The following is a 25368-nucleotide window of genomic DNA, read 5'->3' on the forward strand; positions in this document are numbered from 1 at the left end:
AACACCCGGTCCCATCCCGAACCCGGAAGTTAAGCCCTTCAGCGCCGATGGTACTGCATGGGAGACCGTGTGGGAGAGTAGGACGCCGCCGGACATGAATTGGTCGAGGGTCGCCCTGGAATTTCCGGGGCGGCCCTCGACGCATGTCGTGGGCCGGCCGAAGTAGGCTGAAGACTCCACCGAACCACCAAGAACAGTGACGGACGTGATGAGCGCGGAAGAGGACGGCCGAAGCGACGACAGCCGCGAGCGGCGTGGCGGCAACGGGCGGCGTGACACGCCGGCCCGTCGTGGGGGCGATGCCCGCGGCGGCCAAGGAGGGGCCGGGGCCCGCAAGAGCGCCGGCCCCCGCAGCGGGGGGTTCCGCGCCGGCGGCTCCCAGGGCGGACGTGGCCGTCCGGGGGACAGGCAGGAGCGGGACGCGCGAGGTAAGCGCGATGACCGCAAGCCTGGCCGTCCGTTCAAGCGGTCTGACGACAGACGCGAGGAGCGGCGTCCCGAGTCCCGTGAGGGCCGCTTCGGCGGCCAGGGCGGCGAGCGCAAGGACAACCGCTTCTCCGGTCCGCGCGGTGAGCGTAGAGACGACCGGTTCTCTGGTGAGCGCGGTGAGCGCAAGGAGGGCCGTTTCTCCGGTCAGGGCGGCGAGCGTCGAGACAGTCGCTTCTCTGGCCCGCGCGGTGAGCGTAGGGACAATCGCTTTTCCGGTCCGCGCGGTGAGCGGAAGGAAGGCGGTTTCTCGGGGCAGGGCGGCGAGCGTCGAGACAACCGTTTCTCCGGACCGCGCGGTGAGCGCAGGGACGACCGGTTCTCTGGTGAGGGCGGCGAGCGTCGCGAAGGCCGTTCTTTTGACAACCGCGCGCCTCGTGGGGGTCAGGGCGGCGGCGGGGCGCGCCGGGGAGGGCGGCCCGGAGGATTCCAGGGACGCGGCGGCCAGGGCGGCGAGCGTCGAGACAGTCGCTTCTCTGGCCCGCGCGGTGAGCGTAGGGACAATCGCTTTTCCGGTCCGCGCGGTGAGCGCAGGGAAGGTGGTTTTTCGGGGCAGGGTGAGCGCCGGGAAGGCCGTTTCTCCGGACCGCGCGGCGAGCGTAGAGACGACCGGTTCTCTGGTCAGCGCGGCGAGCGCCGGGACGACCGGTTCTCTGGTGAGGGCGGCGAGCGTCGCGAAGGCCGTTCCTTTGACAACCGCGCGCCTCGCGCGGGTCAGGGCGGCGGCGGGCCGCGCCGGGAAGGGCGGCCCGGAGGATTCCAGGGACGCGGCGGCCAGGGTGAGCGTCGCTCCCAGGGGCGTCCGCAGGATCGTCCGTTCAGAGGGCCCCGCGATGAGCGCGAGGAGCGTCGTCCGGGCGGGCGGCGGTTCGAAGGCAAGCGCGAAGGACGTCCAGGAGAGCGCGACAGGCCGTTCAAGGGCCGCGGCGGACCGAGGCGCCCCCAGGACGGGGAACGCTCCTACGGGCCGCCTCGCGATCGCGGAGACCGGTCGGCGCGGTACGAGGAGCGCGAGCGTCCGGCGCCGAAGCATGACGATCCGCTGCTGCCCGAGGACGTCACCGGCGACGAGCTGGACGTGGAGGCGCGCGAGGAGCTGCGCACGCTGCCGAAGGACCTGGCGGTGAAGGTCGCCCGGCACCTGGTGATGGCGGGCCGCCTCGCCGAGGACGAGCCCGAGCAGGCCTACCGGCACGCGAAGGCGGCGCGGCGGCTCGCGTCCCGCGTCGGGATCGTGCGGGAGGCCGCCGGGATCGCGGCCTACCACGCGGGGGAGTGGGCGGAGGCGCTCGCCGAGCTGCGGGCCGCGCGGCGGCTGGGCGCCGGTGACTCCTCCTACCTGGCCGTCATGGCCGACTGCGAGCGCGGTCTCGGGCGGCCCGAACGCGCCCTCGACGTGATCAAGTCGCCGGAGGCGGAGAAGCTCGACCCCGCGGAGCGCGTGGAGCTGCGCATCGTGGAGTCGGGCGTGCGGCGCGACATGGGCCAGCACGACGCGGCCGTCGTGACCCTGCAGATTCCGGAGCTGCGCGACCGGCGGCTCCGGCCGTGGTCGATGCGGCTGTTCTACGCCTACGCGGACGCACTGGTCGAGGCGGGCCGCGAGGACGAGGCGTCCGACTGGTTCGCGCGGGCCGCCGCGGCCGACCGCGACGGCGACACCGACGCGGCCGAACGGTACGCCGAGCTCGAAGGCCTCCACATCCTCGACACGGAAGAGGATGAGGAAGAGGACGCCGGCGACGTCCTGACGGAGGAAGCCGCCGAGGCGCCGGTGGAAGAACCCGCGGAGGCGGAGGAGCCGGGGCCCGCGGAGGCGGAGCCCGCCGAGGCGTCGGCGACCGACATCGCGTTCAGGCCCGCCGAGCCCGAGGCGCCGGACGCGCCGGACGAGGGCGCGCCCCAGGCCCCGGCGGTCTTCCTGGAGCCGAAGCAGGTCGACGAGGAGCGGCCGCAGGCGGACTGACCTCCGCTACTTGACTGGCGGGTAGGTTTCCCGGATATTCACGGGACCGCGCCGTTCGGGGGGCCGCCGGATGCGTCCGGCGGAGACCGACTCTTTGGAGTTGCCATGCCCCTGGACCGACGCACGTTCCTGCGCGCCGCCGCCGTCGCCGGCGGGACGACCGCCTTCTCGGGCGCCCTGTGGCAGCGGGCCTTCGCATCGGGGCCCGCGCAGCCCGGACCGAGCCCGTACGGGCCGCTGCTGTCCGCGGACGGCAACGGGGTGCAGTTGCCGCAGGGGTTCACCAGCCGGGTGGTGGCGCGGTCGCTCCAGCGCGTCGAAGGGACGAGGTACACGTGGCATCCGGCCCCCGACGGGGGCGCGTGCTTCCGCGACGGGGACGGCTGGATCTACGTCAGCAACTCGGAGGTGCCCGCCGTCGGCGGGGTGTCGGCCATGCGGTTCGACGCCTCCGGGAAGGTCACGTCGGCGTACCGGATCCTGAACGGGACCTCGCTGAACTGCTCCGGAGGGGCGACGCCGTGGGGGACGTGGCTGTCGTGCGAGGAGCACGACCTCGGCCTCGTCCACGAGACGGACCCGCGCGGGCAGAAGGGGGCGGTGTCCCGGCCGGCGCTGGGCCGCTTCAAGCACGAGGCGGCGGCGTCCGACCCCGAGCGTAAGGTCGTCTACCTCACCGAGGACCAACCGGACGGCTGCTTCTACCGGTTCCGGCCGCAGACCTGGGGCGACCTGTCGTCCGGGACGCTCGAAGTGCTCGTGGGCTCCGGGACGGGCCCCGTCCAGTGGGCGAAGGTGCCGAACCCGCAGGTGTGGCTCACACCGACCCGGGACCAGGTGGACGGCGCCATGCGCTTCCACGGCGGTGAGGGCTGCTACTACACGCGCGGCGTCTGCTACTTCACCACCAAGGGCGACAACCGCGTCTGGGCGTACGACGCGGCCGCCGCGCGGCTGGACATCGCCTACGACGACGACCTCGTCACCGGCGGCGAGGCGCCCCTGCACGGGGTCGACGCGGTGACCGCCACGGCGTCCGGCGACCTCTACGTCGCCGAGGACGGCGACAACATGGAGATCAACCTCATCACCGCCGAGGGGATCGTGACGCCGTTCCTGCGCGTGCTCGGCCACGACGAGTCGGAGATCACCGGGACGGCGTTCAGCCCCGACGGGTCGCGCCTGTACTTCTCGTCCCAGCGCGGCAAGAGCGGGTTCGTCGCGGGGACGGACGGCCACACCTTCGAGGTGACCGGCCCGTTCCGCCGCTGACGGGCCCTAGGCGTGCCGGCCGAGGGCGTGCATGATGCCGGCGACGTTGCTCTCGGCGCTGTTGAGGATCTCGTACTTGGCGGCCAGCTCCGGGTCGACGTCGTCGGCCATGGACGCGTAGCGGTCCTTGGTGCGATCGACGACCATCGCGACGGCGTGGTCGAGGTCCAGGCCCTGGTCGCGGGCGTCCTTGACGGCGTCCACCCAGATCCGCAGCTCCTCCGCCGAGCGCTCCAGCGTCTCCTCGACCTCCCGCACGGGCCCGTAGTGAGCGAACAGCAGCCGCTGCGGGCCCAGCGACCGGAACCGGCCGATCGACTCCAGCGCCGTGTCGAGGTCGAAGTCCGGGGGCGGCGTGGCGGGCCGCACGTCCGCCGTCTCCGGGATGTAGATCCCGGCGGCGTCGCCCACGTAGAGGTCGCCGGTCCGCGAGTCGACCAGCCCGACGTGGTGCTTGGCGTGGCCGGGGGAGTAGTGCGACTCCAGCCGCCGCCCGCCGCCGAGGTCGACCACGCCGGTGTCCTCGACGGCGCGGATCCGCGCCGCGTCCGTGGGCTTCAGCTCGCCGAACAGGGTGTCGAGGCCGTCCCCGTAGACCATGCGGGCGCTGCGCATGAGGCGGGACGGGTCCGCCAGGTGCCGGGCGCCCTTCTCGTGGACGACGACCTCCGCGCGCGGGTACATGCCGGCGATGTCGCCGACGCCGCCCGCGTGGTCGAGGTGGATGTGCGTCACGACCACGCTCGCCAGGTCGTGCGGACCCACGCCCATCTCGCTCAGCGCGGCCTGGACGACGGGCGCCGAACCGGAGGTGCCCGGCTCCACCAGGCATGGCCGGTCGGACAGGATCAGGTACCCGGCGGTGATTCCGGTGTAGCCGGCCATCCGCGTGTCGATCTCGTAGACGTCCCCGCCGAGCGGCGTGATCGTGGTCGTGGTGTCCATCCCCCGATCATGGCTCCTGCGGGCCGTCCCGGTCGAGAAGGCGCAGGACGAGGCCGGTGCGGGGCTTGGGACCGAACGAGGTGGACTTGCGCGGCACGCGCTCGCCGCCGCCCGCGACCGCCAGCACGTCCTCGACCTTGAGGGGGTTCAGGATCACGGCCGTCCCGCCGCTGTGCCGGGCGCGGGCGATGGCCGCCGACGGGTCGTCGTGCACCACCTCGATGGCGTTCTCGTTCTCCGGGACGCCCCACACCCCGCCGATCAGCAGATGGTCGAGGACGGCGGTGTCGAGGGCGCGCCAGCGGGGGGAGTGCTCGGGCGGCATGGCCTCGCGCAGGGCGTCCGGATCGGGGCGGGTGAGCAGGTGCAGGGAGTCGCCGCCGCCGAGGAGGAAGGCGGGGCCCTCGGCGCGGGCGAGCGCGTCCAGAGCCGCGTCCTCGGCCGCGAAGCCGGTCACGGTGAAGACCTGGCCGGCCTTGTCCAGCGCGACGTCCGGGCGGAGCCCGGGGAGCACGCGGTGGATGGCGCCCAGGTGCGGCGGGTAGCGCGTCGAGTCGACCAGCAGCGCCAGCCCGGCGTCCCAGGGGCCGGGGCCGTCGCCCGCCGCGTGGCGGCGCGCCTGGAGCGCGCGGTAGGTGGCGTAGCGGTGGTGGCCGTCCGCGATGAGCGCCTGCTTGCCGCGCAGGTCGGCGGCCACCCGCGCGTGCAGGCCCGGATCGGTGACGCGCCACAGGCGGTGGGTCAGCCCGTCGTCGGCGTCGAACTCCATCAGCGGGGCCCCGGCCACGGCTCCGTCGACGACGCCGGCCGCGTCCCCGCCGCCCTCGTACACCAGGAAGATCGGCTCCAGGTTGGCGTTCGCCGCCGCCATCAGGGCGAGCCGGTCGCGGACCGGGCCGGGGAAGACGTTCTCGTGCGGCAGCACGACGCCGTCGGACTCCGCGCGGAGCCCGAGGCCGCCGATCAGCCCCCGCTGCAGGACGGTCCCGCCGCGGGCCGCCTCGTAGACGTACAGGGCCGGTTCGGGGTCGACGGCGAGCGCGCCGCGGTCCAGCCAGCGGCGCAGCCGCCGCCCGGCGGCGTCGTAGGTCTCCCCGGCGGCGCGCGGGAGGTTGAGCCGGATGATGTTGTGGCCGCCCTCGGCGAGCAGCCGCAGCGCCGCCGCCTCGTCGATCAGGTCGTAGGGCGGCATGGTCACCGACGCCGGGTCGCCGGCCACCTCGGGGACGAAGCGGACGCCGCGGAACGGGGCCAGCTCCAGGCCCGCGCCCGTGCGCGGGGCGGCCGTCCCGAAGACGCGTGCGCTGAACTCCTCCGGGTCGAGACCGGAGGAGAGGTCGTCGTCCACGCTGGGCATGCTATTCAGCGGACGGCGTCCGGCGCCGCGGCGGGTACGGTCGTAGTGATCGATGTCCGAGGGGAGGTCCACATGAGTACTCAAGGACCCGGACGGCCGGAGGATTCCCCAGGCGCCGACCCGGGCGAGCATGCGGACTCGCCGCAGGGCGGGGTCTACGAGTGGTACACGCGGGGCCTGGAGCTGCTGCGGGCGGGCAGCGCCGCGGCGGCGCTGCAGCTGCTGGCCAGGGCGGCCGAGGCCGAGCCGCAGTCGCACAGCATCCGGGAGGCGCTCGCCCGCGCCCAGTTCGGGGCGCGGCAGTTCGGCGCGGCCGCCGAGAGCTTCCGCGGGATCGTGGAGGCGGAGCCCGCCGAGGACTACGCGCGGTTCGGGCTCGGGCTGTCGCTCAGCCGGATGGGCGACTTCGAGGCCGCCGTCGAGCATCTCGCGCTCGCCGCGGCCATGCGCCCGGAGAACGAGGACTACGCGCGGGCGTTGCGGCACGCCAGGGCCACCCTCGCGGCCCGGCGCTGACCCGGGCCTTACCCGCTGGTAACAATCCCCGTACGATCGCAGGCATGAGGAGCGCGATGAAAGGCAGCGACCGTCCCCTGAGCGAGGCGTACGACGTCGCCCTGCTCGACCTGGACGGGGTCGTCTACGTCGGCCGCCGGCCCGTCCCCGCCGCGGCGGAGTCGCTCGCCAAGGCGCGCGCGGCGGGGCAGCGGCTGGCGTTCGTGACCAACAACGCGTCGCGGACGCCGTCGGCGGTGGCGGCGCTGCTCACCGAGGTCGGCGTCCCCGCCGAGGCGTCGGACGTGGTGACCTCCGCGCAGGCCGCCGCCCGGCTGCTCGCCGAACGCCTGCCCGCCGGGTCGGAGGTGCTCGTGGTGGGCGGCATGGGGCTGCGCCACGCCCTCTACCAGCGGGGCCTGCGGCCGGTGTCGACGGCGGCCGGGCGTCCCCCCGCCGTCGTGCAGGGCTACCACCCCGACCTCGGGTACGGGCTGCTGTCCGAGGGCGCCCAGGCGGTCGCCATGGGCGCGCTGTTCGTCGGTTCCAACGGCGACCTGACCATTCCCGGGGGCGAGGGACCTCCCCACCCCGGCAACGGGGCCCTCCTCCGTGTGATCAGCGGGGCCACCGGCGTGGAGCCGATCGTCACCGGCAAGCCCGAGCGCCCGCTGCACCAGGAGTCGATCCTGCGCACCGGCGCCGAGCGCCCGCTGGTGGTCGGCGACCGCCTCGACACCGACATCGAGGGCGCCCACAACGGCGGCGCCGACAGCCTCCTCGTCTTCACCGGCGTCACCGGCCACCTCCAGGCGCTCACCGCCCCGCCCCACCGGCGCCCCACCTACCTCGCGCCCGACCTGTCCGGTCTCCTCGTCCCGCATCCGGAGACCGTCAGGGAGGACGGCGCGCACCGGTGCGGCGGCTGGACCGCGCGCCGCGACGGCGACGCGTTCGCCCTCAGCGGATCCGGCGACCCCTACGACGGCCTCCGCGCCCTCGCGTCCGCCGCCTGGGAGACCGAGGAGCCGCCGCCTTCGGAGGCCTTCACCGCCGCACTGGAGACGCTCTCGCTCTGAGGGCCGGGCCCTGGACCGGGGGCCGGCGGGCGGGCCGGACGCCGATCAGAGGAGTTTGCGCAGCCGCAGGAGGTCGAAGATGCTCGCCTCGATCTTCAGGCGGCCGGCGCTCCACGCCTTGGCCGGGTTCAGCTCGTCGAAGGCCATGGCGACGAGGTCGTCGCTGTCGACGGTCAGGCGCACCTGCGCGGCCCCGGGGTCCTCGTCCAGCTCGAACGGGTCGAGGCCGCCCCCGTGCAGCCGGCTGCGGAAGGCCACCCCGAGGTCCGGGACCCGGCAGCTGATCGTGCGCTCGACGACGTGCTCGGCGAGCCGGTCGGCGTCCACCTCGGCCAGGCGCGCGGCGACGCGCTCCAGCGCCGCACGGCACTCCTCCTCGTTCGCCATGGTCAGGCCGTTCCCCGTTCGTCCGGCATCGATGTCGTTCAGGGACGGTAGCGTTCATGGTGAGCCGGAGGCGACTCGTCGCGTGCGCTCCGGGAGCACTGGGAGGTAAACGTGATGTCCGACGAGGCCGCGGAGGAGCCGGAGTTCCCGGCCGCGCCGCCGCCCGATCCGACCGGCGACCCGCGCGTGGACGCCGCCGTCGCCCTCCTCGGCGAGCTCGGCGGGCGGCCCGTCGCCGCGCACGTGGAGGTCTTCGAGGACGTCCACCAGCGGCTCCAGGAGCTCCTCGCGGCCGCCGGCCAGGACGAGCGGCCCGCGCCGCCGCGGCCCGCCTTCCCCGACGCCCTGCGCCCCCGTGAGTAGCCGGCGCCGCCTGGACGCCGAGCTGGTGCGCCGCGGGCTGGCCCGGTCGCGCGAGCAGGCCGGGCAGCTGATCGGCGACGGCCGGGTCCGCGTCGGCGGGCAGACCGCGGCGAAGGCGGCCACCCAGGTCGAGGCCGGGGCCGCGATCGTCGTGGCCGAGGGCGGCGGCGGCCCGGAGTACGTCTCGCGCGGCGGGCACAAGCTCGCCGGCGCGCTGGAGGCCTTCGGGGGCCTGGACGCCCGGGGCCGGGTCTGCCTGGACGCGGGCGCCTCGACCGGCGGGTTCACCGACGTGCTGCTGCGCGCCGGCGCGGCGCACGTGTACGCGGTCGACGTCGGGTACGGGCAGATCGCCTGGTCGCTGCGGACCGACGACCGGGTCACCGTCCTGGAGCGGGTCAACATCCGCGACCTGGAGCCGGAGATGCTCGACGGCGCGCCGCCGAGCATCGTCGTCGGCGACCTGTCGTTCATCTCGCTCAAGCTCGTCCTCGGGCCGGTCCAGCGGTGCGCGGTCCCCGAGGCCGACTACGCGGTCATGGTGAAGCCGCAGTTCGAAGTGGGCAAGGACCGGGTCGGCGCGGGCGGGGTCGTCCGCGACCCGCTGCTGCGCGCCGACGCGGTGCGCGGCGTGGCGGAGCACGCGGCGACGCTCGGCCTCGGCGTCCTCGGGGTGGCCGCGAGCCCGCTGCCGGGGCCGTCCGGCAACGTGGAGTACTTCCTGTGGCTGCGCGCGGGAGCCCCGCCGCTGGAGGAGGAGGCTCTGGCGAAGGCCATCGCGGAGGGTCCGCAGTGAGCGTCGCACAGCGCGTACAGGGCCCACCGCGCGTACAGGGCCCACAGAGCGTACAGAGGGCGTCGAAACCGGGAACGTCCCGCGCGGGGACGTTCGTCCAGCCGTCCGCACGCCGGAGCGCGTCGGGGAGTGGGGCGAGAGCATGAGCACAAGGTCGGTGCTGGTCGTGGCGCACACCGGGCGGCCCGAGGCGGTCCGCAGCGCGCAGCTGGTCATCGAGCGGCTCAGCGAGGCCGGGATCTGCGTGCGGGTCCTGGACGGCGAGGCCGACGACATCGGCTGCGCGGGCGTGGAGGTCATGCCGAGCACCGCCGCGGCCGCCGACGACGCCGAGGTCGTCATGGTCCTCGGCGGCGACGGGACGCTGCTGCGCGCCGCCGACCTCACCCGCAGCTCCGGCACGCCGCTGCTCGGGGTCAACCTCGGCCACGTCGGGTTCCTCGCCGAGGCCGAGCGCGAGGACCTCGCCGCCACCGTCGACCGGGTCGTGACCCGCCGCTACGACGTCGAGGAGCGCATGACCGTCGACGTCACCGCCCGCCGCAACGGCACGGTCCTCGGCACGACGTGGGCGCTGAACGAGGCCAGCATCGAGAAGGCCGAGCGGGAGCGGATGCTGGAGGTCGTCGCCGAGATCGACGGCCGGCCGCTGTCCAACTGGGGCTGCGACGGTGTGGTGTGCGCCACCCCGACCGGCTCCACCGCGTACGCGTTCTCCGCCGGCGGCCCGGTCGTGTGGCCGGAGGTGGAGGCGATGCTCGTCGTGCCGCTCAGCGCGCACTCGCTGTTCGCGCGCCCGCTGGTCGTCTCGCCGCGCTCCTCGGTCGCGGTGGAGGTGCTGCCCGACACGCCCCGCGCGGTGCTGTGGTGCGACGGGCGCCGCACGCTCGACCTGCCGCCCGGCGCGCGGGTGGAGGTCCGCCGCGGCGCCGAGCCGGTGCGGCTCGCGCGGCTGCACCTCACCCCGTTCACCGACCGGCTGGTCACCAAGTTCGGGCTGCCCGTGACGGGTTGGCGAGGGCGGGTGCGCCAGCCGTCCCGGCCGTCCCCGCCGCTCGGGGACTCCCAGGTCGGGGACGCCCCGGCGGCCGGCGGCATCGCGGGCTACCCGGGCCCCGGCTTCCCGCCGGAGGGCGCGCCTCCGGGGCCGGACGGGGAGGCGGCGGGCGGGCAGAGGGGATAATCTCCACAGGCGCTGATCGGGGATCTGGTTGCGGAGGGTTGTGACGCTGGTGCGTCCGATGGTCGATGAGGTGCGGATCCAGGGCCTCGGTGTGATCGACGAGGCCGTGCTCGATCTGTCGCCGGGCTTCAACGTGGTGACGGGGGAGACCGGGGCGGGCAAGACCATGGTGGTCACCAGCCTCGGGCTGATGTTCGGCGGCCGCGCCGACCCTCAGCGGGTCAGGCCCGGCGCGGGGCGCGCCACGGTGGAGGGCCGGATCGTCGTCGATCCCGGCGGCCGCGTGGTCGAGCGGGTCGAGGACGCCGGCGGCGAGCTGGACGACGGCGCCCTGATCGTCACGCGCTCGGTGTCGGCGGAGGGCCGCTCCCGCGCGTTCCTCGGCGGCCGGTCCGTCCCCGTCAGCGTGCTGATCACCCTGGCGGACGACCTGGTCGCCGTGCACGGGCAGTCCGACCAGCAGCGGCTGCTGCAGTCGTCGCGGCAGCGCGGCGCGCTCGACCGGTACGCGGGCGGCGCGCTGACCAAGCCGATGCGCGCCTACACCAAGGCCTACCAGCGGCACCGCCAGGTCAGCGCGCTGCTGGAGGAGCTGACCACACGGGCGCGCGAGCGGGCCCAGGAGGCCGAGCTGCTCCGCTTCGGCCTGGAGGAGATCGAGAAGGTCGACCCCAAGGACGGCGAGGACACCGACCTCGCCGCCGAGGAGGAGCGCCTCGGGCACGCCGACGCGCTGCGCGGGGCCGCCGACACCGCCCACGAGGCCCTGCTCGGCGACCCCGCCGCCGCGTTCGAGGCCGCGAACGTGACCGGCCTGCTCGGGCAGGCCCGCAACGCGCTGGACGCCGTCCGCGACCACGACCCCGAGCTCGCGGGCCTCGCCGACCGGCTCGCCGAGGCCGGCTACCTCGTCACCGACGTCGGCACCGACCTGGCGTCCTACGCCGAGTCCGTGGACGCCGACCCGGCGCGGCTCGCGGCCGTCCAGGAGCGCCGCGCCGAGCTGACCGCCCTGACCCGCAAGTACGGCGGGACGGACGGCACGGTCACCGAGGTCCTGGAGTGGGCGCGCAGGTCCGCGTCTCGCCTCGCGGAGCTGGAGGGCGACGACGACCGCATCGACGAGCTGCGCTCCGAGCACGCCGAGCTCACCGAGCGGCTCGCCGCCGAGGCCGCGGAGCTGACCGCGGTGCGCACCCGGGCCGCCGAGCGGTTCTCCGAGGCCGTCACCGAGGAGCTGACCGCGCTGGCGATGCCGCACGCCCGCGTCGCCGTCACCGTCACCCCGACCGGCGACTACGGCCCGCACGGCGTCGACGAGGTCGAGGTCCGGCTCGCCCCGCACCCGGGGTCGCCGCCGTTGCCCCTGCACAAGGGCGCCTCGGGCGGCGAGCTGTCCCGCGTGATGCTGGCGATCGAGGTCGTGTTCGCGGGCGCCGACCCCGTCCCGACGTTCGTGTTCGACGAGGTCGACGCGGGCGTCGGCGGCAAGGCCGCGGTGGAGATCGGGCGGCGGCTGGCGCGGCTGGCCCGCAACGCCCAGGTGATCGTCGTCACGCACCTGCCGCAGGTCGCCGCGTTCGCCGACCAGCACCTGCTGGTGGAGAAGTCCGACGACGGGACCGTCACCAGCAGCGGCGTCACCGCCCTGGACCGGGAGGGGCGCGTCCGGGAGCTGTCGCGGATGCTGGCCGGCCTGGAGGACTCCGAGCTCGGACGCGCGCACGCCGAGGAGCTGCTCGCCATGGCCGCCGAGGAACGCTAGCGGCGGCCGGGGCCCAGAGGTCAGTCCACACTCCGGCGCCGCGGCGGGCCGCCGCCCGCCCCGGCAAAGATTGCAGAGAGTACGCGAACGGACACGCCTGGAGTGTCGGCGTTTCCGGCGTCCGCTCCCGTGCTCTGGCAGGATGGCAGTTGATGAACGAGTCGTCACCCACCGCAGAGAGACGCGCCCGGCTGGCCCAGAGGCTGCCCCGGCGCGTCCTCACGCTGGGCCGCGGCCGCGACGACGGGCGGCCCGGGATCAGCGCCACGGTGCGGCTCGACCGCCGCACCAAGGACCTGACCAAGCGGCTGCAGCCCGGCGAGGTCGCGGTGATCGACCACGTCGACCTCGACCGCGTCAGCGCCGAGGCGCTGGTGTCGCGCGAGGTCGGAGCCGTCGTCAACGTCGCGCCCAGCATCTCGGGCCGGTACCCGAACCTCGGGCCGCAGATCCTGATCGAGGCCGGCATCCCGCTGCTCGACGACGTCGGCCCGGAGATCTTCAGCAAGCTTCAGGAGGGCGACCAGGTCCGCGTCGAGGGGCCCGCCGTCCACCGGGGCGAGGAGGTCGTCGCCAAGGGCACCGAGCAGACCGCCGAGTCCATCGAGGAGGCGCTGACCGAGGCCAAGGCCGGTCTCGCCTCCCAGCTGGAGGCGTTCGTCGCCAACACGATGGAGTACGTCAAGCGCGAGCGCGACCTGCTCATCGACGGCGTCGGCGTCCCCGAGGTGGCCACCAGGATCTCCGGGCGGCACGCCCTGATCGTCGTGCGCGGCTACCACTACCGCGAGGACATCGCGACCCTGCGCCCCTACATCCGCGAGTACCGCCCCGTGCTGATCGGGGTGGACGGCGGCGCCGACGCGCTGCTGGAGGCCGGCTACCGCCCCGACATGATCGTCGGGGACATGGACTCGGTCTCCGACGACGCGCTCACCTGCGGCGCCGAGCTCGTCGTGCACGCCTACCGGGACGGCCGCGCGCCGGGCCTGAAGCGCGTGCACGAGCTCGGCAAGGACGCCGTGGTGTTCCCCGCCGCCGCCACCAGCGAGGACATCGCGATGCTCCTCGCCGACGACAAGGGGGCCACCCTGATCGTCGCGGTGGGCACGCACGCCAACATGGAGGAGTTCTTCGACAAGGGGCGCGCCGGCATGGCCAGCACGTTCCTCACCCGGCTCCGCGTCGGCAGCAAGCTCGTCGACGCCAAGGGCGTCAGCAGGCTCTACCGCAGCCGGATCTCCACCTGGTCGCTGCTGTTCCTCGTCCTCGGCGCGTTCATCGCCATCGTCACCGCCGTCGCCATGTCCCCGGCGGGGGACGTCATCAGTCCCCTGCTCGCCGACCGCTGGCACGCCTTCCTCTTCTGGCTGACCGGACTCTTCACGTGATCGATTTCCGCTACCACCTCGTCTCCATCGTCGCGATCTTCCTCGCGCTGGCGCTCGGCATCGTGCTGGGCTCCACCACGCTGTCCAACTCGGTGAGCGACACCCTGCGCCAGCAGGCCAACTCGGCCGCCAAGTCCGCCCAGCAGGCGCGGGTCGCGCAGCGTGACCTGCGGCACCAGCTGGACGGCGAGGAGCAGTTCACCAAGGCGCTCTCGCCCCAGATCGTCGCCGGGCGGCTCAAGGGCCAGTCCGTGGTGCTGATCGAGACGCCCGGCGCCGGCAACGACAGCATCGAGCAGATCAGCCAGCTGGCCAAGGACTCCGGCGCCGCCGTCACCGGACGCGTCACGATCCAGAAGAAGCTCCTGGACGACGACCAGCAGGCCACGGTCGACGAGCTCGCCACGCAGCTCAAGGCCGACGACGTGAAGTTCCCGGAGAACGCGGGCGCCTACGGCAAGGCCGGCGCGGTCCTCGCGGGCGCGCTCGTCACCAAGGACCCCGCCAAGTCCGGCCGCGAGGACGCCGCCGGAGGCGCCGTCCTCAACGGCTTCAAGCAGGCCGGATACGTCACCACCAGCGGCAAGCCCGGACAGCACGCCACCCTCGCCGTCATGGTCGCGCCCGCCGCCCCCTACGCCTACGCCGGCGGAGGCGACGACAACAAGGCACTGATCTCGCTGGCCTCCGCACTCGACGGCGCCGGGCGCGGTAGCGTCGTCGGTGGCTCGCCGACCTCCGCGCAGGAGGGCGGGCTGATCGCGGCGCTGCGCGACTCCGACGCCGCCGACTCGGTCTCCACCGTCGACGTGGTGGACACCGCGGCCGGCCAGGTCGTCACGATCCTGGCGCTGCAGAACGAGATCGGCGGCAAGTCCGGGCAGTACGGCACGGGCGCCGGCGCGAACGGCTACCTGCCCTCGCCCGCGCCCACGGCGAAGAACGGGTGACCTGATGAGACGAGGCATCGCCAGGAGCACGCGGCTGGCGACCGGCGCAGGCCTCGGCGCGGTGGCGGCCCGCGCCGCCTACACCGCGCTGACGCGGCGCCCGCCCGGCCTGAACGGGCTGCCCGGCGAGCAGGTCTGGGGCCGCACCAACCACCGCGGCGAGCCGGTCACGCTGCTGGAGGGCCCCGCGTTCGTCGCGGGCGCCGCCGCGGCCGGGCTGCTCGCCCCCGGCGCCGCCGCCCGGGTCCGCGCCGCCGCGCTGCTGGCCGGCGCCGGCTCCGGCGCCCTCGGTGGTTACGACGACCTCGCCGGGTCGGCGTCCTCCCGCGGCTTCAAGGGCCATCTGACCGCGCTCGCGCGCGGCGAGGTGACCAGCGGCGCGGTGAAGATCCTCGGCATCGGCGCGACCGGGCTGGCCGCCGCCGCCGTCGCCGGATCGCCCGCCCCGACCCGCACGGGCCGCGCGTTCGACACCCTGGTCAACGGCGCCCTCATCGCCGGTTCCGCGAACCTGATGAACCTGTTCGACCTGCGCCCCGGGCGGGCCGTGAAGGTCGGCCTCATCGCCGGGACGCCGCTGGCGCTGACCCGTTCCGGCTCCGCCGTGGTCGCCGCGCCGCTCGGCGCCGCCGCCGCGCTGCTGCCCGAGGACCTCGGCGAGCGCGCCATGCTCGGCGACACCGGCGCCAACGCGCTCGGCGCGCTGCTCGGCCTCGCCGCCACCCGCCTCGGCCGCGGGCCGCGGCTCGCCGTCCTGGCCGGTGTCGCCGGGCTGAACGCCGCCAGCGAGTTCGTCAGCTTCACCAAGGTCATCGCGGGCAACCCGGTGCTGAACCGCGTCGACATGCTCGGCCGGCGCCCGGTCGCCGTCCCCGCCCCGGCCCCCGCCGAGGCGGCGAAGCCGGAGACCGGGGAGCAGGGGACCGGGGAGCAGGGGACCGGGGAGCGGGAGAGCGGGAAGCCCGACACCGAGGACGCGTACCGCCCGGCCGTCCCGCCGCAGGCCGACCCGGCGGGCGACGGCGTCGCCGACCCCGCCTAGCCCGCCGGACGACCCCCCGCAGACCTCGACGAGCGTGCCTTCGCCTACCGTGCCCCCATCCGAAGCGCCACCGCCGGCCCGGCGGCGGCCGGGAATGCGCCGGCTGACCGGCGGGCTGGCCGGCGCCGCCGTCGTCATCGCGGTCATCACCGTGCTGGCGCGGCTCGCCGGGTTCGGACGCACCTACGCCTTCTCCCAGACCGTCACCACCTCGTGCCTCAGCCAGGCGTACTTCAGCGCCACGCAGCTCCCGAGCAGCATCTACGAGATCGTCGCGGGCGGCGCGCTCGCGAGCATGGTCGTGCCGGTGCTGGCCGGGCCCGCCGAGCGCGGCGACCGCGAGGAGGTCCGGCGGACCGGGTCGGCGCTGCTCACCTGGATCGTCGTGCTGATGGTGCCCCTGTCGGCGCTGATGGCGCTGCTCGCCCACCCCCTCATGGAGCTGGCGGTGGCCGAGCACCCGCAGGGATGCTCGCGCGGCGACGTCGTGCGGGTCGGCGGGGACATGCTGGCGATCCAGTCCGTGCAGATGGTGATGTACGGGATCGCGGTCGTGCTGTACGGGCTGCTGCAGTCGCACCGCCGGTTCGTCGCGCCCGCCCTCGCGCCGCTGGTGTCGAGCCTCGTGGTGATCGGCGCGTACGTCGTCTACGCGCCGCTCGGCAGGGGCTTCGAGAACGACCTGGCCGGGCTCCCGCTCGGGGCCGAGCTGACGCTGGCGATCGGCACGGCGCTCGGCGGCGTCGCGATGGCCGCCACGGCCGGGGTCGCCGCGTGGCGGCTGCGCCTGCGGCTGCGGCCCACCCTGCGCTTCCCGGACGGGGTGGCGCGGCGGGTGCGGCGGCTCGCGGCGGCCGGGATCGCGACGGTCGCGGCGCAGCAGCTGGCGACGCTGCTGATCGTGCGGCTCAGCTCGCAGGGCACCCGCGGCGCGCTCGCCAACTACCAGTACGCGTGGGCGATCTACCTGCTGCCGTGGGCCATCCTCGCGGTGCCGATCGCCACCAGCGCGTTCCCCCTGCTGTCGGCCCGGATGAGCGCCGCGGACCATGACCGGTTCAACCAGGTCACCGCGTCCACCACCCGCGCGGTGATCCTGGTGTCGTGCCTGGGGGCCGCCGCGCTGGCCGCCGTCGCCGTCCCCGCCGCGGCGGTGTTCAACCCCGGCCACCCCGACCAGCAGGAGGTGCTGTCGCGCGCGGTGCTCGCGTTCGCGCCCGGCCTCCTCGGCTACGGGCTCGTCGCGCACCTCGGCCGCGTCCTGTACGCGTGCCACCGGGGGCGGATGGGCGCGGCCGCCGTGGTCGCGGGCTGGGGGGTCGTCATGGTCGCGGAGGTCGCGCTGGTGCTGTCGGTCGACCGGCAGTGGGTCGTCGCGGCGCTCGGCGTCGGCAACGCCGCCGGGATGACCGTCGCCGGCGCCTTGCTGCTCGTGACGCTGGTGCGCGCGAGGGGCGCCGCGGCCGTGCGCGGCGTGCCGCGGGCCCTGGCCGCCGGGCTGCTCGGCGCCGCCGCGGGCGGCGCCGCCGGGTACGCGACGGCGGCGCTGCTCGGCCTCGGCGGGACGGGCCCGGCCGGGGAACTGCGCAACGTCGGGACCGGGGCGCTCGCCGCGCTGGCCGCCGGCGCCGTCTTCCTGATCATCGCATTCGTGATCGACGGCCGGGACCTGCGGGCCGTCCTCACCCGGAAGGTGACCCGCAATGTCTGACAGGCAGGATCTGGACGGGCTGCGCGTCGCGCTCGTCCTCGGCACCGCCGCCGGCGGCGTCGGCCGGCACGTCCGTTCCGTCGCCGACGGCCTGGTCGAGCGCGGCGCCCGCGTTGTGGTGTGCGGGCCCGCCGCCACCGACGGGCTGTTCGGGTTCGGCGCCGGCGGCGCCCGGTTCGCCGAGGTCGACCTCGCCGACCGGCCCCGCCCGGCGAGCGACGCCAGAGCCGTCGCCCGGCTGCGGCGGCTGCTGCGCGACGCCGACGTCGTCCACGCCCACGGCCTGCGCGCCGGCGGCCTCGCGGTGGCGGCGTGCGCGCGCGTCGTGCCGGGCCCGCTGCACCTCGGCCGCGGCGGCCCGCCCCTGGTCGTCACGCTCCACAACGCCGTCATCGCCGGCGGCCGGACGGCCGCGGTCTACGGGGTGCTGGAACGCGTCGTGGCCCGCGGCGCCACCCGCGTCCTCGGTGTCTCGCCCGATCTGGAGGAGCGGATGCGGGCCCTCGGCGCCCGGTCGGTCGGGCACGCCGTCGTCCCGGCGCCCGCGCCGCAGGCGCCGCCCGGTCCCGCCGTCCGCGCCGACCTGCGGGCCGAGCTCGGCGTCGGGGAGCGGCCGCTGGTCGTCACCGTCGCCCGGCTCGCCGAGCAGAAGGGCCTGCCGACGCTGCTGGACGCCGCGGCGGCGTGGGGAGGACGGACCCCGCCGCCGCTCGTCGCGATCGCGGGCGACGGGCCGCTGGAGGGCGAGCTGCGCGCCCGGATCGAGGCCGAGGACCTGCCGGTCCGGCTGCTCGGCCGCCGCTCCGACGTCGCCGGGCTGCTGGCCGCCTGCGACGTGGCGGTCGTGCCGAGCGTGTGGGAGGGGCAGCCGCTGGTCGTCCAGGAGATCCTGCGGGCGGGCCGGCCGCTGGTCGCGACCCGCGTCGGCGGGATCCCCGGGATGGTGGGCGCCGAGGAGCGGGGCGAGGGGGCCGCGCTGCTGCAGGGGCCCGAGTCGGACGCGGCGCTGCTGGTGCCGCCGAACGACGCGGAGGCGCTCGGACGCGCGGTGAGCCGCGTCCTGGACGACCCGGCGCTCGCGGCGCGGCTGGGCTCGGCCGCCGCCCGGCGGTCGGCGCTAATGCCCGGCGAGGACGACGCCGTCGACCAGCTGGCGGGGCTGTACCTGGAGCTGACCGGACCTTAGACGCGGTTTCCGGCGCTCGGGTTCGAAGACGGCGCGGAAAAATCGCGGGGGAGGGGAACCGGCCCGGCGCGGCCCGCGTTGAAGCAGGTAACGGAGGGGAGTATCCCCGCGCGCGGTTCTCGTCAGTACGGTCGGCCCATGCCGGCCCGGGTTCCGCGGCCCGTACCCGATCGCAGGGCGGGAGAGACCTCCGGCGCTCGTCTCATGTCCGCCGGAGGTGTTCACGTTGTCGGTCTCACCCCTTGTCTGGGGCCTCACCATCGCGGCGATCCTTGCGATCATCGCCGCCGACCTGTTCCTGATCCACCGCAACGACACGCGGGAGTTCACCACTCGCCGCGCCGCGTTCTGGTCGGTGGTCTACATCGGCCTCGCCGTGCTCTTCGGCCTCGGCGTCTGGGTCTTCTCCGGCGGGGAGCACGCCGCCCAGTACTTCGGCGGCTTCGTCATGGAGAAGAGCCTCAGCGTCGACAACCTCTTCGTGTTCATGGTGATCCTCGCCCGGTTCGCCGTGCCCAAGCACGCCCAGCACACGGTGCTAATGGCGGGCATCGTGATCGCCCTGGTGCTGCGCGGCGCGTTCATCGCGGTCGGCGCCGCCGCCATCGCGACCTTCACCTGGGTGTTCTTCCTGTTCGGCGCGTTCCTCATCTGGACGGCGATCGGCCTGGTCCGCGGTGGCGACGATGACGAGTTCAACGAGAACGCGCTGCTGCGCTGGGCCAAGCGCGTCATCCCGACGTCGGACGAGTACGACGGCAGCCGGTTCCTCACCAGGCGGGGCGGGCGCCGGCTGGTCACCCCGATGGCCATCGTGATGATCGCGATCGGCTCCACCGACGTGCTGTTCGCGCTGGACTCCATCCCCGCGATCTTCGGGCTGACGACCGAGCCGTACCTGGTCTTCACCGCCAACGCGTTCGCGCTGATGGGCCTCGTCCAGCTGTACTTCCTGCTCGGCGGCCTCGCCGACCGCCTCGTCTACCTCGGGCACGGGCTGGCGTTCATCCTCGGGTTCATCGGCGTCAAGCTGATCCTGCACGCGCTGCACGAGTACGGCGTCGGCTGGGCCCCCGACATCCCGATCTGGCTGTCGCTCGCCGTGATCGCGGGGACGCTGGCCGCGACCGCGGTGGCGAGCCTCACCGCGGGCCGCAGGGCGTCCCGCGAGCCGCTCCCGGCGGCCGAGCCCGCCGCGGAGGCGGAGACCGGCGCGACACGCGAGGGCTGAGATCGGACCGCGTCCCCCCATCATCCGAATGCTGTTCTAGAATCTCGGTCAAAAGGGTCGAGAGAGGGTTGACGCATGGCCATCGGGCTGACCGAGGAGCATGAGGCGCTCGCCGAATCGGTGCGCGGCTTCGCCGAGCGCAACATTCCGGCGACGGCCGTCCGGGCCGCGCTGGACGCGGAGGAGGAGACCAGGCCCGGGTTCTGGCCGGCCCTCGCCGAGCAGGGCCTGCTGGGCCTGCACCTGGACGAGGAGCACGGCGGGCAGGGTTTCGGCCTGCTGGAGCTGTCGGTGGTGCTGGAGGAGCTGGGCCGCGCGGCCGCGCCCGGGCCGTTCCTGCCGACCGTGCTCGCCAGCACGGTCATCGACGCCTCCAGCAACGCCAAGCTGCGCGCCGAGCTGCTCCCGGGCCTCGCCGACGGGTCGCGGACGGCCGCCGTCGCGCTGGACGGCGAGCTGACCGGCCGCCGCGAGGGCGACGCGCTCGTGGTGTCGGGGACGTCGGCCACGGTGCTCGGCGCCGCGCTCGCCGACGTGCTCGTGCTGCCCGTCGCCGTCGACGACGGGGAGCAGTGGGTCGCGCTGGACGCGGCCGACCTCGCCGTCACCCCGGTGCCGAGCCTGGACCGGGTCCGGCGCGTCGCCTCCGTCGAGGTCTCCGGCGCCTCCGTCGCCGCCGACCGCGTCCTGGACGGCCTCACCACCGGCCGGGTCCGTGACCTGGCCGCCGCGCTGTTCGGCGCCGAGGCCGCGGGCCTGTCGGGCTGGCTGGTGACGACCGCCGCCGAGTACGCCAAGGTCCGCGAGCAGTTCGGCCGCCCGATCGGGCAGTTCCAGGGCGTCAAGCACAAGGCCGCCCGCAGCCTGATCGCCCTGGAGCAGGCCCGCGCCGCCGCCTGGGACGCCGCCCGCGCCCTGGACGAGGGCACCGAGGAAGCCGGGTTCGCGGCCGCCGTGGCGGCCGTCGTCGCGCTGGACGCCGGGGTGCAGACCGCCCGCGACGCCATCCAGATCCTGGGCGGCATCGGCTTCACGTGGGAGCACGATGCCCACGTCTACCTGCGCCGCGCCCTGACGCTGCGGGCGCTGCTCGGCCCGTCCAAGGGCTGGGCCGCCAAGGTCGCCGCGCTCGCGCTGGACGGCGGCCGCCGCGAGGTCGTGCTGGAGCTGGACGAGGACGCCCAGCCGCTGCGCGAGCGGATCCGCGCCGAGATCGCCGAGCTGGCCGCGATCGAGGACAGGGACGCGCTGGCCGAGCGCCTCGGCGACGAGGGCTGGACCGTCCCGCACTTCCCGAGGCCGTGGGGGCGCGAGGCCGGGCCGGTCGAGCAGATCCTCATCCAGCAGGAGCTGCGGGCCGCCAAGGTCAAGACGCCGAACCTCGGGATCGGCGCCTGGCTGGTGCCCTCGCTCGTCCGCTACGGGACCGACGAGCAGAAGGAGCGGTTCCTGCGGCCGACGCTGCGCGGGAAGATCGTGTGGTGCCAGCTGTTCTCCGAGCCGGGCGCCGGCTCGGACCTGGCGTCCCTGTCGATGAAGGCCGAGCGGGTCGAGGGCGGCTGGAGGCTCACCGGCCAGAAGATCTGGACGTCGCTCGCCCAGCACGCCCAGTGGGGCTTCTGCATCGCCCGCACCGACCCCGCCGCGGCCAAGCACGACGGCATCACCTACTTCCTCGTCGACATGGCGTCCGAGGGCGTGGACGTCCGCCCGCTGCGTGAGCTGACCGGCGACGCCCTGTTCAACGAGGTCTTCCTGGACGGCGTCTTCGTCCCCGACGACCGAGTGGTGGGCGAGGTCAACCAGGGCTGGCAGGTCGCGCGCAACACCCTGTCCAACGAGCGGGTGTCGCTGTCGACCGGCGGCGGCCTCGGCATGGGCGTCCCGGAGCTGCTGCGGTTCTTCGCGAACCGGGAGCTGGACGCGGTCGCGGCCGCCGAGGTCGGCAGGCTCGTCGCCCAGGGCCAGTCGATCGACCTGCTCGGCCTGCGCACCACGCTCAAGCAGCTGAACGGCGTGGAGCCGGGCGCGGAGGCCAGCGTCCGCAAGCTGCTCGGCGTCCAGTTCAACCAGGACGTCGCCGATCACTGCTGGGCGGCGCAGGGCGCGGCCGCGGCCACGGAGGCCCCGATGGCCGAGAGCGGCATCGTGGGCCGCGCCATGCTGTTCAGCCGCGCGATGACCATCTACGGCGGCACCACCGAGGTGCAGCTCAACATCATCGGCGAACGCATCCTCGGCCTCCCCCGAGACCCCGAACCGGGCAAATAACCCCACCAGGCACGCCCCCAGCCCCGGCCAGGGGCAGGAACCCCAGCCCGGCCGGGCACGACCCCCAACCCTCGGCCGGGCACGAACCCCAGCCGGGCCGGGCAGGGACCCCAGCCCCGGCCAGGCACGAACCCCAACCCTCGGCCACGGGCAGGCGCGTGGAGCGAGCGCAGCGAGCGCAACGCGCCTGCCCGTCGACGCAGGCGACCGGAGCGACGCTGCGGAGACCGCAACGGGCACCGCGAACCGTGACGGCGGCGTGAGGATCGCCTGCGTCGCAACGGGGGGTTCCAGGGGGGTCGCTCCCCCTGGGTTATCTGGGCCGGAAGGTGTAGGTGAAGTTGACGAGCACGACGCCGGTCAGGGCGATGAGGAGGCCGGGGATGCCGGCGTTGACGACGCCGATCGCGCTGAGCGGGATCGCGGCGAGCAGCGACAGTATCGCCATGGCCAGGCTGTGGTCGCGGTCGCCGTGCCGCGGCTCGGGCGCCGGGGCGCGGCGGCGGCGGGGGGTCGGCGCGGCGGCGCGGGCGTCGAGGGTCTCCTCGATGCGGTCGACGACCGTCTCGATGAAGGCGTCGTCATAGTCGGGCCCCAGCTCGCGCCGGGCCGCCATGGCCGCCGTGAGGTCCTCGCGCGGCAGTCGTGGGGTCGTCATGACACCGTTATAGGCGGGCGGGGAGGGCTGCCGCGTCACTCCCCGGTGCCATGTGGCGGCTCCCCCTCAGGTGTGAGCGGACGCGCAGGTAGGATTCCGCTCTTGTCCAAGGAAATCCGGAGGTCTCCGTGACAGTGCGGGCCCGTTCGACCGCCCTCGCCGCCTGCGCCGCCGCGGCCGGGCTGGCCCTCGCGGGATGCGGCGGCGGTGAGAAGCAGGCCGCGGACGCCGCGCCGTCCGCGCCGCCCACCACGCTGGCGCCGCTGCCGGCGGTGAGGCCCGCCGACGTCAAGCCGCTGGTGGGGCGCTGGGTCGGCACGGCCAAGGACTACTTCCAGTTCAAGGCCGACGGCAGCGGCGTGTGGGTGCGGGGCCGGCAGAAGCTGTGGAGCGGTTCGGCCATCCCCGAAGGCGGCGGCAAGTACCGCTTCTCGTGGAACGGCGGCGACCCGAAGGCCGCGTCCTACTGGGGCGTCGCGCTCAGCGAGGACAAGGCGTCGCTCGTGTTCGCGGGGACCAACCAGACCTACAAGAAGGCCGCCGCGCGGAAGGGCAAGGGATGACCGACGCGATGTTCGCCTCACCCGCCGACGCCGGGCGCAGGCTCGCCGGCGTCCGCTACCTCGCCGACGACGAGATCGCCACGACGGTGTTCCTGGCGCAGGCGCTCGGCAAGCCGCTGCTGGTGGAGGGACCGGCGGGGGTCGGCAAGACGGAGCTGGCGAAGGCGGTGGCGGCGGCGACCGGCGCGGAGCTGATCCGCCTGCAGTGCTACGAGGGCCTGGACGAGGCCCGCGCGCTCTACGAGTTCAACTACAAGAAGCAGCTCCTCGCGATCCAGGCCGCGCCCGCCGACCGGGCCTGGCAGGAGACCCACGACGACATCTTCTCCGAGGAGTTCCTGCTGGAGCGGCCGCTGCTGGCGGCGATCCGCCGCAGCGACCCGACCGTCCTGCTCATCGACGAGGCGGACAAGGCCGACGTCGAGGTCGAGGGCATGCTGCTGGAGGTCCTGTCGGACTTCCAGGTGACGATTCCCGAGCTCGGGACGGTGGCGGCGGTCCGCCGCCCCTTCGTGCTGATCACCTCGAACGCGGCGCGGGAGCTGTCGGAGGCGCTCAAGCGCCGCTGCCTCTACCTGCACCTGGACTATCCGGCGCCCGACCGGGAGCGCGACATCGTGCTCGCGCAGGTGCCGGGCATCGAGGCGGAGCTGGCCGAGCAGCTCGTCCGCACCGTCGGCACGCTGCGCGACCTGGAGATCAAGAAGGCGCCGTCGATCGCGGAGACCGTCGACTGGGCGCGCACGCTGCTGGCCCTCGGCCTGGACGACCTGGACGAGGCCGCCGTGGGCCGCACGCTCGGTGTCGTCCTGAAGCACGCCTCCGACCAGGAGCGCGCCGCCAAGGAACTCGGGCTGAGCGGCTGACATGGCCTCACTCGTCGACCGGCACACCGGGTTCGTCGCGGAGCTGCGGCGGGCCGGGCTGCCGGTGTCGGTCGCCGAGGGGCTGGACGCGGTGCGCGCCGTGCGGGCCGTCGACCTGCTCGACCGCGAGTCGCTGCGCGCCGCCTACGCCGCGACGGTCGTCAAGCGGCCCCAGCACCGCGCGACGTTCGACACGCTCTTCGACCTGTGGTTCCCGGCGGCCGTCGGGGACGGCGCGGGAGCGGCGCCGGACCCCGAGCGCCCGGCGAGGACGGTCGACGACGACGGCAGGCCCGTCCCGGCGGCGCTCGACCCGCGGGTGCAGCGGCGCCGGGAGGAGCTCGCCGACCTGCTCCTGTCCGGGGACGAGGCGGGGTTGCGCCGGTTCGCCCGGCTGGCGGTCGCCGAGTACGGCCGGACGCCCGGGCAGGAGTCGTGGTTCTCCTCCGGCGTGATGAGCGCGCTGTCGCCGGAGACCCTGATGGCGCGGCTGCTGGAGTCGGTCCTGACCGGGCGGGAGCGGGGCGGAATGGCCGAGCGCGTCGCGCGCCGGACGTTCCGCGACCGCATGGCCCGGTTCTCCGGCCTCGTCGCGGGCGAGGTGCGGCGCCGCATCGCCGAGGACACGGGGGTCGAGCGGACCGCCCGCATCGTCGTGCGCCCCCCGCTGGAACGGCTCGACTTCGCCGGCGCGTCCCGCGCCGAGATGGAGGCGCTGCGCCGGGAGGTGTACCCGCTGGCGCGCAGGCTGGCGTCGCGGCTCGTGCAGAAGCAGCGGCACGGGCGGCGGGGGCGGCTCGACTTCCGCCGGACGGTCCGCGCGTCCCTGTCCAGCGGGGGAGTGCCGCTCACCACCCACCACCGGCCGCGGCGCCCGCACCGGCCCGAGCTGGTGGTGCTGTGCGACGCCAGCGACTCGGTGTCGGCGTTCGCGCACTTCACGCTGCTGCTGACGTTCGCGCTGCGGGAGCAGTTCAGCAAGGTCCGCGCGTTCGCCTTCATCGACGCCACCGACGAGATCACCAAGTACTTCGCGCCGGGCGCGGACGTCACGGCCGCGATGACCCGCCTCGCCGCCGAGGCCGACCTCGTGTGGATCACGGGCCGGTCCAACTACGGCCACGCCTTCAAGGTGTTCGACGACAAGTACCGCGACGCCGTCACCCCGAGGACGTCCCTGCTGATCCTCGGCGACGCCCGGTCGAACTACGGGGAGCTGTCCCTGCCGATCGTGCGGTCGATGGCGGAGCGGGCCCGGCACGCGTACTGGCTGAACCCGGAGCCGCGCTCCCAGTGGGACACCGGCGACTCCGCCGCGTCCCGCTACGGCGAGCTGGTCCCCATGTACGAGTGCCGGAACCTGACCCAGCTGGCCGCCTTCGTCGAGGAGCTCGCCTAGCCGGGT

At 74.8% G+C, this 25368-nt stretch carries 21 protein-coding genes, 1 rRNA gene and 1 pseudogene; 19 read left to right on the forward strand and 4 right to left on the reverse strand.

Translation table 11 applies throughout. The features are described 5' to 3' along the window. The 3 genes from rrf to AB0K37_RS17705 form a co-directional block, all read left to right on the forward strand. Positions 1-94 (forward strand): 5S ribosomal RNA (gene rrf, locus AB0K37_RS17695); the annotation flags it as partial. Between the two features lie 1470 nt (positions 95-1564). Continuing rightward, the gene (locus tag AB0K37_RS17700) at positions 1565-2452 is read left to right on the forward strand and encodes a hypothetical protein (protein WP_363981764.1); all 888 of its coding nucleotides are present in this window, start codon (positions 1565-1567) and stop codon (positions 2450-2452) included. Positions 2453-2557: 105 nt separating this feature from the next. Then, the gene (locus AB0K37_RS17705) at positions 2558-3724 is read left to right on the forward strand and encodes an alkaline phosphatase PhoX (RefSeq protein ID WP_363981767.1); all 1167 of its coding nucleotides are present in this window, start codon (positions 2558-2560) and stop codon (positions 3722-3724) included. A 6-nt stretch (positions 3725-3730) separates the two neighbouring features. Here the strand turns inward: AB0K37_RS17705 and AB0K37_RS17710 are convergent, their stop codons facing one another. Both AB0K37_RS17710 and AB0K37_RS17715 read right to left on the reverse strand, forming a co-directional pair. Then, positions 3731-4669, reverse strand: coding sequence for an MBL fold metallo-hydrolase (locus AB0K37_RS17710; RefSeq protein ID WP_363981770.1), 939 nt, complete (start codon positions 4667-4669; stop codon positions 3731-3733). A 7-nt stretch (positions 4670-4676) separates the two neighbouring features. Continuing rightward, positions 4677-6026, reverse strand: a complete 1350-nt coding sequence (locus AB0K37_RS17715; RefSeq protein ID WP_363981773.1) for a DUF1015 domain-containing protein — start codon at positions 6024-6026, stop codon at positions 4677-4679. 72 nt (positions 6027-6098) lie between these two features. On the opposite strand from AB0K37_RS17715, the gene AB0K37_RS17720 reads away from it, so the two are divergent. Then, complete coding sequence (locus AB0K37_RS17720) at positions 6099-6542, forward strand: tetratricopeptide repeat protein (RefSeq protein ID WP_363981776.1); 444 nt, start codon at positions 6099-6101, stop codon at positions 6540-6542. Positions 6543-6598: 56 nt separating this feature from the next. Next, positions 6599-7600 (forward strand): HAD-IIA family hydrolase, encoded by a 1002-nt coding sequence (locus AB0K37_RS17725; protein WP_363981851.1) that lies wholly within the window; start codon positions 6599-6601, stop codon positions 7598-7600. 45 nt (positions 7601-7645) lie between these two features. Here AB0K37_RS17725 and AB0K37_RS17730 read toward each other — a convergent pair whose 3' ends face one another. Then, complete coding sequence (locus AB0K37_RS17730) at positions 7646-7987, reverse strand: SCP2 sterol-binding domain-containing protein (protein WP_363981779.1); 342 nt, start codon at positions 7985-7987, stop codon at positions 7646-7648. 114 nt (positions 7988-8101) lie between these two features. Between AB0K37_RS17730 and AB0K37_RS17735 the strand changes: the two genes are divergently transcribed. From AB0K37_RS17735 to AB0K37_RS17785, 11 genes and pseudogenes are all read left to right on the forward strand, one after another. Next, positions 8102-8350, forward strand: coding sequence for a hypothetical protein (locus AB0K37_RS17735; protein WP_345187541.1), 249 nt, complete (start codon positions 8102-8104; stop codon positions 8348-8350). Next, positions 8343-9146: a TlyA family RNA methyltransferase gene (locus AB0K37_RS17740; protein WP_363981783.1), complete on the forward strand. Its 804-nt coding sequence runs from the start codon at positions 8343-8345 to the stop codon at positions 9144-9146. Before AB0K37_RS17735 ends, AB0K37_RS17740 begins: the two co-directional genes overlap by 8 nt. Positions 9147-9288: 142 nt before the next feature. Next, a pseudogene (locus AB0K37_RS17745) lies at positions 9289-10170 on the forward strand (NAD kinase); the annotation flags it as partial. Between the two features lie 217 nt (positions 10171-10387). Then, on the forward strand, positions 10388-12094 hold the full coding sequence (gene recN, locus AB0K37_RS17750) for a DNA repair protein RecN (RefSeq protein WP_363981786.1): 1707 nt from the start codon (positions 10388-10390) through the stop codon (positions 12092-12094). Between the two features lie 152 nt (positions 12095-12246). Then, the gene (gene steA / locus AB0K37_RS17755; RefSeq protein ID WP_363981789.1) at positions 12247-13485 is read left to right on the forward strand and encodes a putative cytokinetic ring protein SteA; all 1239 of its coding nucleotides are present in this window, start codon (positions 12247-12249) and stop codon (positions 13483-13485) included. Beyond that, a complete protein-coding gene (locus AB0K37_RS17760; protein ID WP_363981792.1) occupies positions 13482-14435 on the forward strand; it encodes a copper transporter in 954 nt (317 codons plus the stop codon). The genes steA and AB0K37_RS17760 overlap by 4 nt, the downstream gene beginning before the upstream one ends. Before the next feature lie 4 nt (positions 14436-14439). Next, on the forward strand, positions 14440-15477 hold the full coding sequence (locus AB0K37_RS17765) for a hypothetical protein (RefSeq protein ID WP_363981795.1): 1038 nt from the start codon (positions 14440-14442) through the stop codon (positions 15475-15477). A 94-nt stretch (positions 15478-15571) separates the two neighbouring features. Continuing rightward, a complete protein-coding gene (locus AB0K37_RS17770) occupies positions 15572-17188 on the forward strand; it encodes a lipid II flippase MurJ (protein WP_363981798.1) in 1617 nt (538 codons plus the stop codon). After that, on the forward strand, positions 17181-18374 hold the full coding sequence (locus AB0K37_RS17775) for a glycosyltransferase family 4 protein (protein ID WP_363981801.1): 1194 nt from the start codon (positions 17181-17183) through the stop codon (positions 18372-18374). The genes AB0K37_RS17770 and AB0K37_RS17775 overlap by 8 nt, the downstream gene beginning before the upstream one ends. Before the next feature lie 226 nt (positions 18375-18600). Then, positions 18601-19605 (forward strand): TerC family protein, encoded by a 1005-nt coding sequence (locus AB0K37_RS17780; protein WP_363981804.1) that lies wholly within the window; start codon positions 18601-18603, stop codon positions 19603-19605. Between the two features lie 75 nt (positions 19606-19680). Further along, positions 19681-21876: an acyl-CoA dehydrogenase gene (locus AB0K37_RS17785; RefSeq protein WP_363981807.1), complete on the forward strand. Its 2196-nt coding sequence runs from the start codon at positions 19681-19683 to the stop codon at positions 21874-21876. A 313-nt stretch (positions 21877-22189) separates the two neighbouring features. Here the strand turns inward: AB0K37_RS17785 and AB0K37_RS17790 are convergent, their stop codons facing one another. Further along, positions 22190-22534, reverse strand: a complete 345-nt coding sequence (locus AB0K37_RS17790; protein ID WP_363981810.1) for a hypothetical protein — start codon at positions 22532-22534, stop codon at positions 22190-22192. A gap of 128 nt (positions 22535-22662) precedes the next feature. Between AB0K37_RS17790 and AB0K37_RS17795 the strand changes: the two genes are divergently transcribed. Genes AB0K37_RS17795 through AB0K37_RS17805 form a run of 3 tightly spaced genes read left to right on the forward strand, consistent with a single transcriptional unit; the run spans position 22663 to position 25362 of the window. Beyond that, positions 22663-23097, forward strand: coding sequence for a hypothetical protein (locus AB0K37_RS17795; RefSeq protein WP_363981813.1), 435 nt, complete (start codon positions 22663-22665; stop codon positions 23095-23097). Beyond that, complete coding sequence (locus tag AB0K37_RS17800; protein WP_345184277.1) at positions 23094-23963, forward strand: MoxR family ATPase; 870 nt, start codon at positions 23094-23096, stop codon at positions 23961-23963. Before AB0K37_RS17795 ends, AB0K37_RS17800 begins: the two co-directional genes overlap by 4 nt. Before the next feature lies 1 nt (position 23964). Continuing rightward, positions 23965-25362, forward strand: coding sequence for a VWA domain-containing protein (locus AB0K37_RS17805; RefSeq protein WP_363981816.1), 1398 nt, complete (start codon positions 23965-23967; stop codon positions 25360-25362). The last annotated feature ends 6 nt before the right edge of the window (positions 25363-25368 follow it).

It is taken from the genome of Actinomadura sp. NPDC049753 (assembly GCF_040674655.1).
GTDB lineage: Bacteria > Actinomycetota > Actinomycetes > Streptosporangiales > Streptosporangiaceae > Spirillospora > Spirillospora verrucosospora.

Bases quoted from the DNA above. Each gene is read 5' to 3' on its own strand.
- AB0K37_RS17705 (WP_363981767.1), top strand. From the start codon at position 2,558: ATGCCCCTGGACCGACGCACGTTCCTGCGCGCCGCCGCCGTCGCCGGC.
- AB0K37_RS17710 (WP_363981770.1), bottom strand. From the start codon at position 4,669: ATGGACACCACGACCACGATCACGCCGCTCGGCGGGGACGTCTACGAG.
- AB0K37_RS17715 (WP_363981773.1), bottom strand. From the start codon at position 6,026: ATGCCCAGCGTGGACGACGACCTCTCCTCCGGTCTCGACCCGGAGGAG.
- AB0K37_RS17720 (WP_363981776.1), top strand. From the start codon at position 6,099: ATGAGTACTCAAGGACCCGGACGGCCGGAGGATTCCCCAGGCGCCGAC.
- AB0K37_RS17725 (WP_363981851.1), top strand. From the start codon at position 6,599: ATGAAAGGCAGCGACCGTCCCCTGAGCGAGGCGTACGACGTCGCCCTG.
- AB0K37_RS17730 (WP_363981779.1), bottom strand. From the start codon at position 7,987: ATGGCGAACGAGGAGGAGTGCCGTGCGGCGCTGGAGCGCGTCGCCGCG.
- AB0K37_RS17735 (WP_345187541.1), top strand. From the start codon at position 8,102: ATGTCCGACGAGGCCGCGGAGGAGCCGGAGTTCCCGGCCGCGCCGCCG.
- recN (WP_363981786.1), top strand. From the start codon at position 10,388: ATGGTCGATGAGGTGCGGATCCAGGGCCTCGGTGTGATCGACGAGGCC.
- steA (WP_363981789.1), top strand. From the start codon at position 12,247: ATGAACGAGTCGTCACCCACCGCAGAGAGACGCGCCCGGCTGGCCCAG.
- AB0K37_RS17765 (WP_363981795.1), top strand. From the start codon at position 14,440: ATGAGACGAGGCATCGCCAGGAGCACGCGGCTGGCGACCGGCGCAGGC.
- AB0K37_RS17770 (WP_363981798.1), top strand. From the start codon at position 15,572: ATGCGCCGGCTGACCGGCGGGCTGGCCGGCGCCGCCGTCGTCATCGCG.
- AB0K37_RS17775 (WP_363981801.1), top strand. From the start codon at position 17,181: ATGTCTGACAGGCAGGATCTGGACGGGCTGCGCGTCGCGCTCGTCCTC.
- AB0K37_RS17785 (WP_363981807.1), top strand. From the start codon at position 19,681: ATGGCCATCGGGCTGACCGAGGAGCATGAGGCGCTCGCCGAATCGGTG.
- AB0K37_RS17790 (WP_363981810.1), bottom strand. From the start codon at position 22,534: ATGACGACCCCACGACTGCCGCGCGAGGACCTCACGGCGGCCATGGCG.
- AB0K37_RS17800 (WP_345184277.1), top strand. From the start codon at position 23,094: ATGACCGACGCGATGTTCGCCTCACCCGCCGACGCCGGGCGCAGGCTC.
- AB0K37_RS17805 (WP_363981816.1), top strand. From the start codon at position 23,965: ATGGCCTCACTCGTCGACCGGCACACCGGGTTCGTCGCGGAGCTGCGG.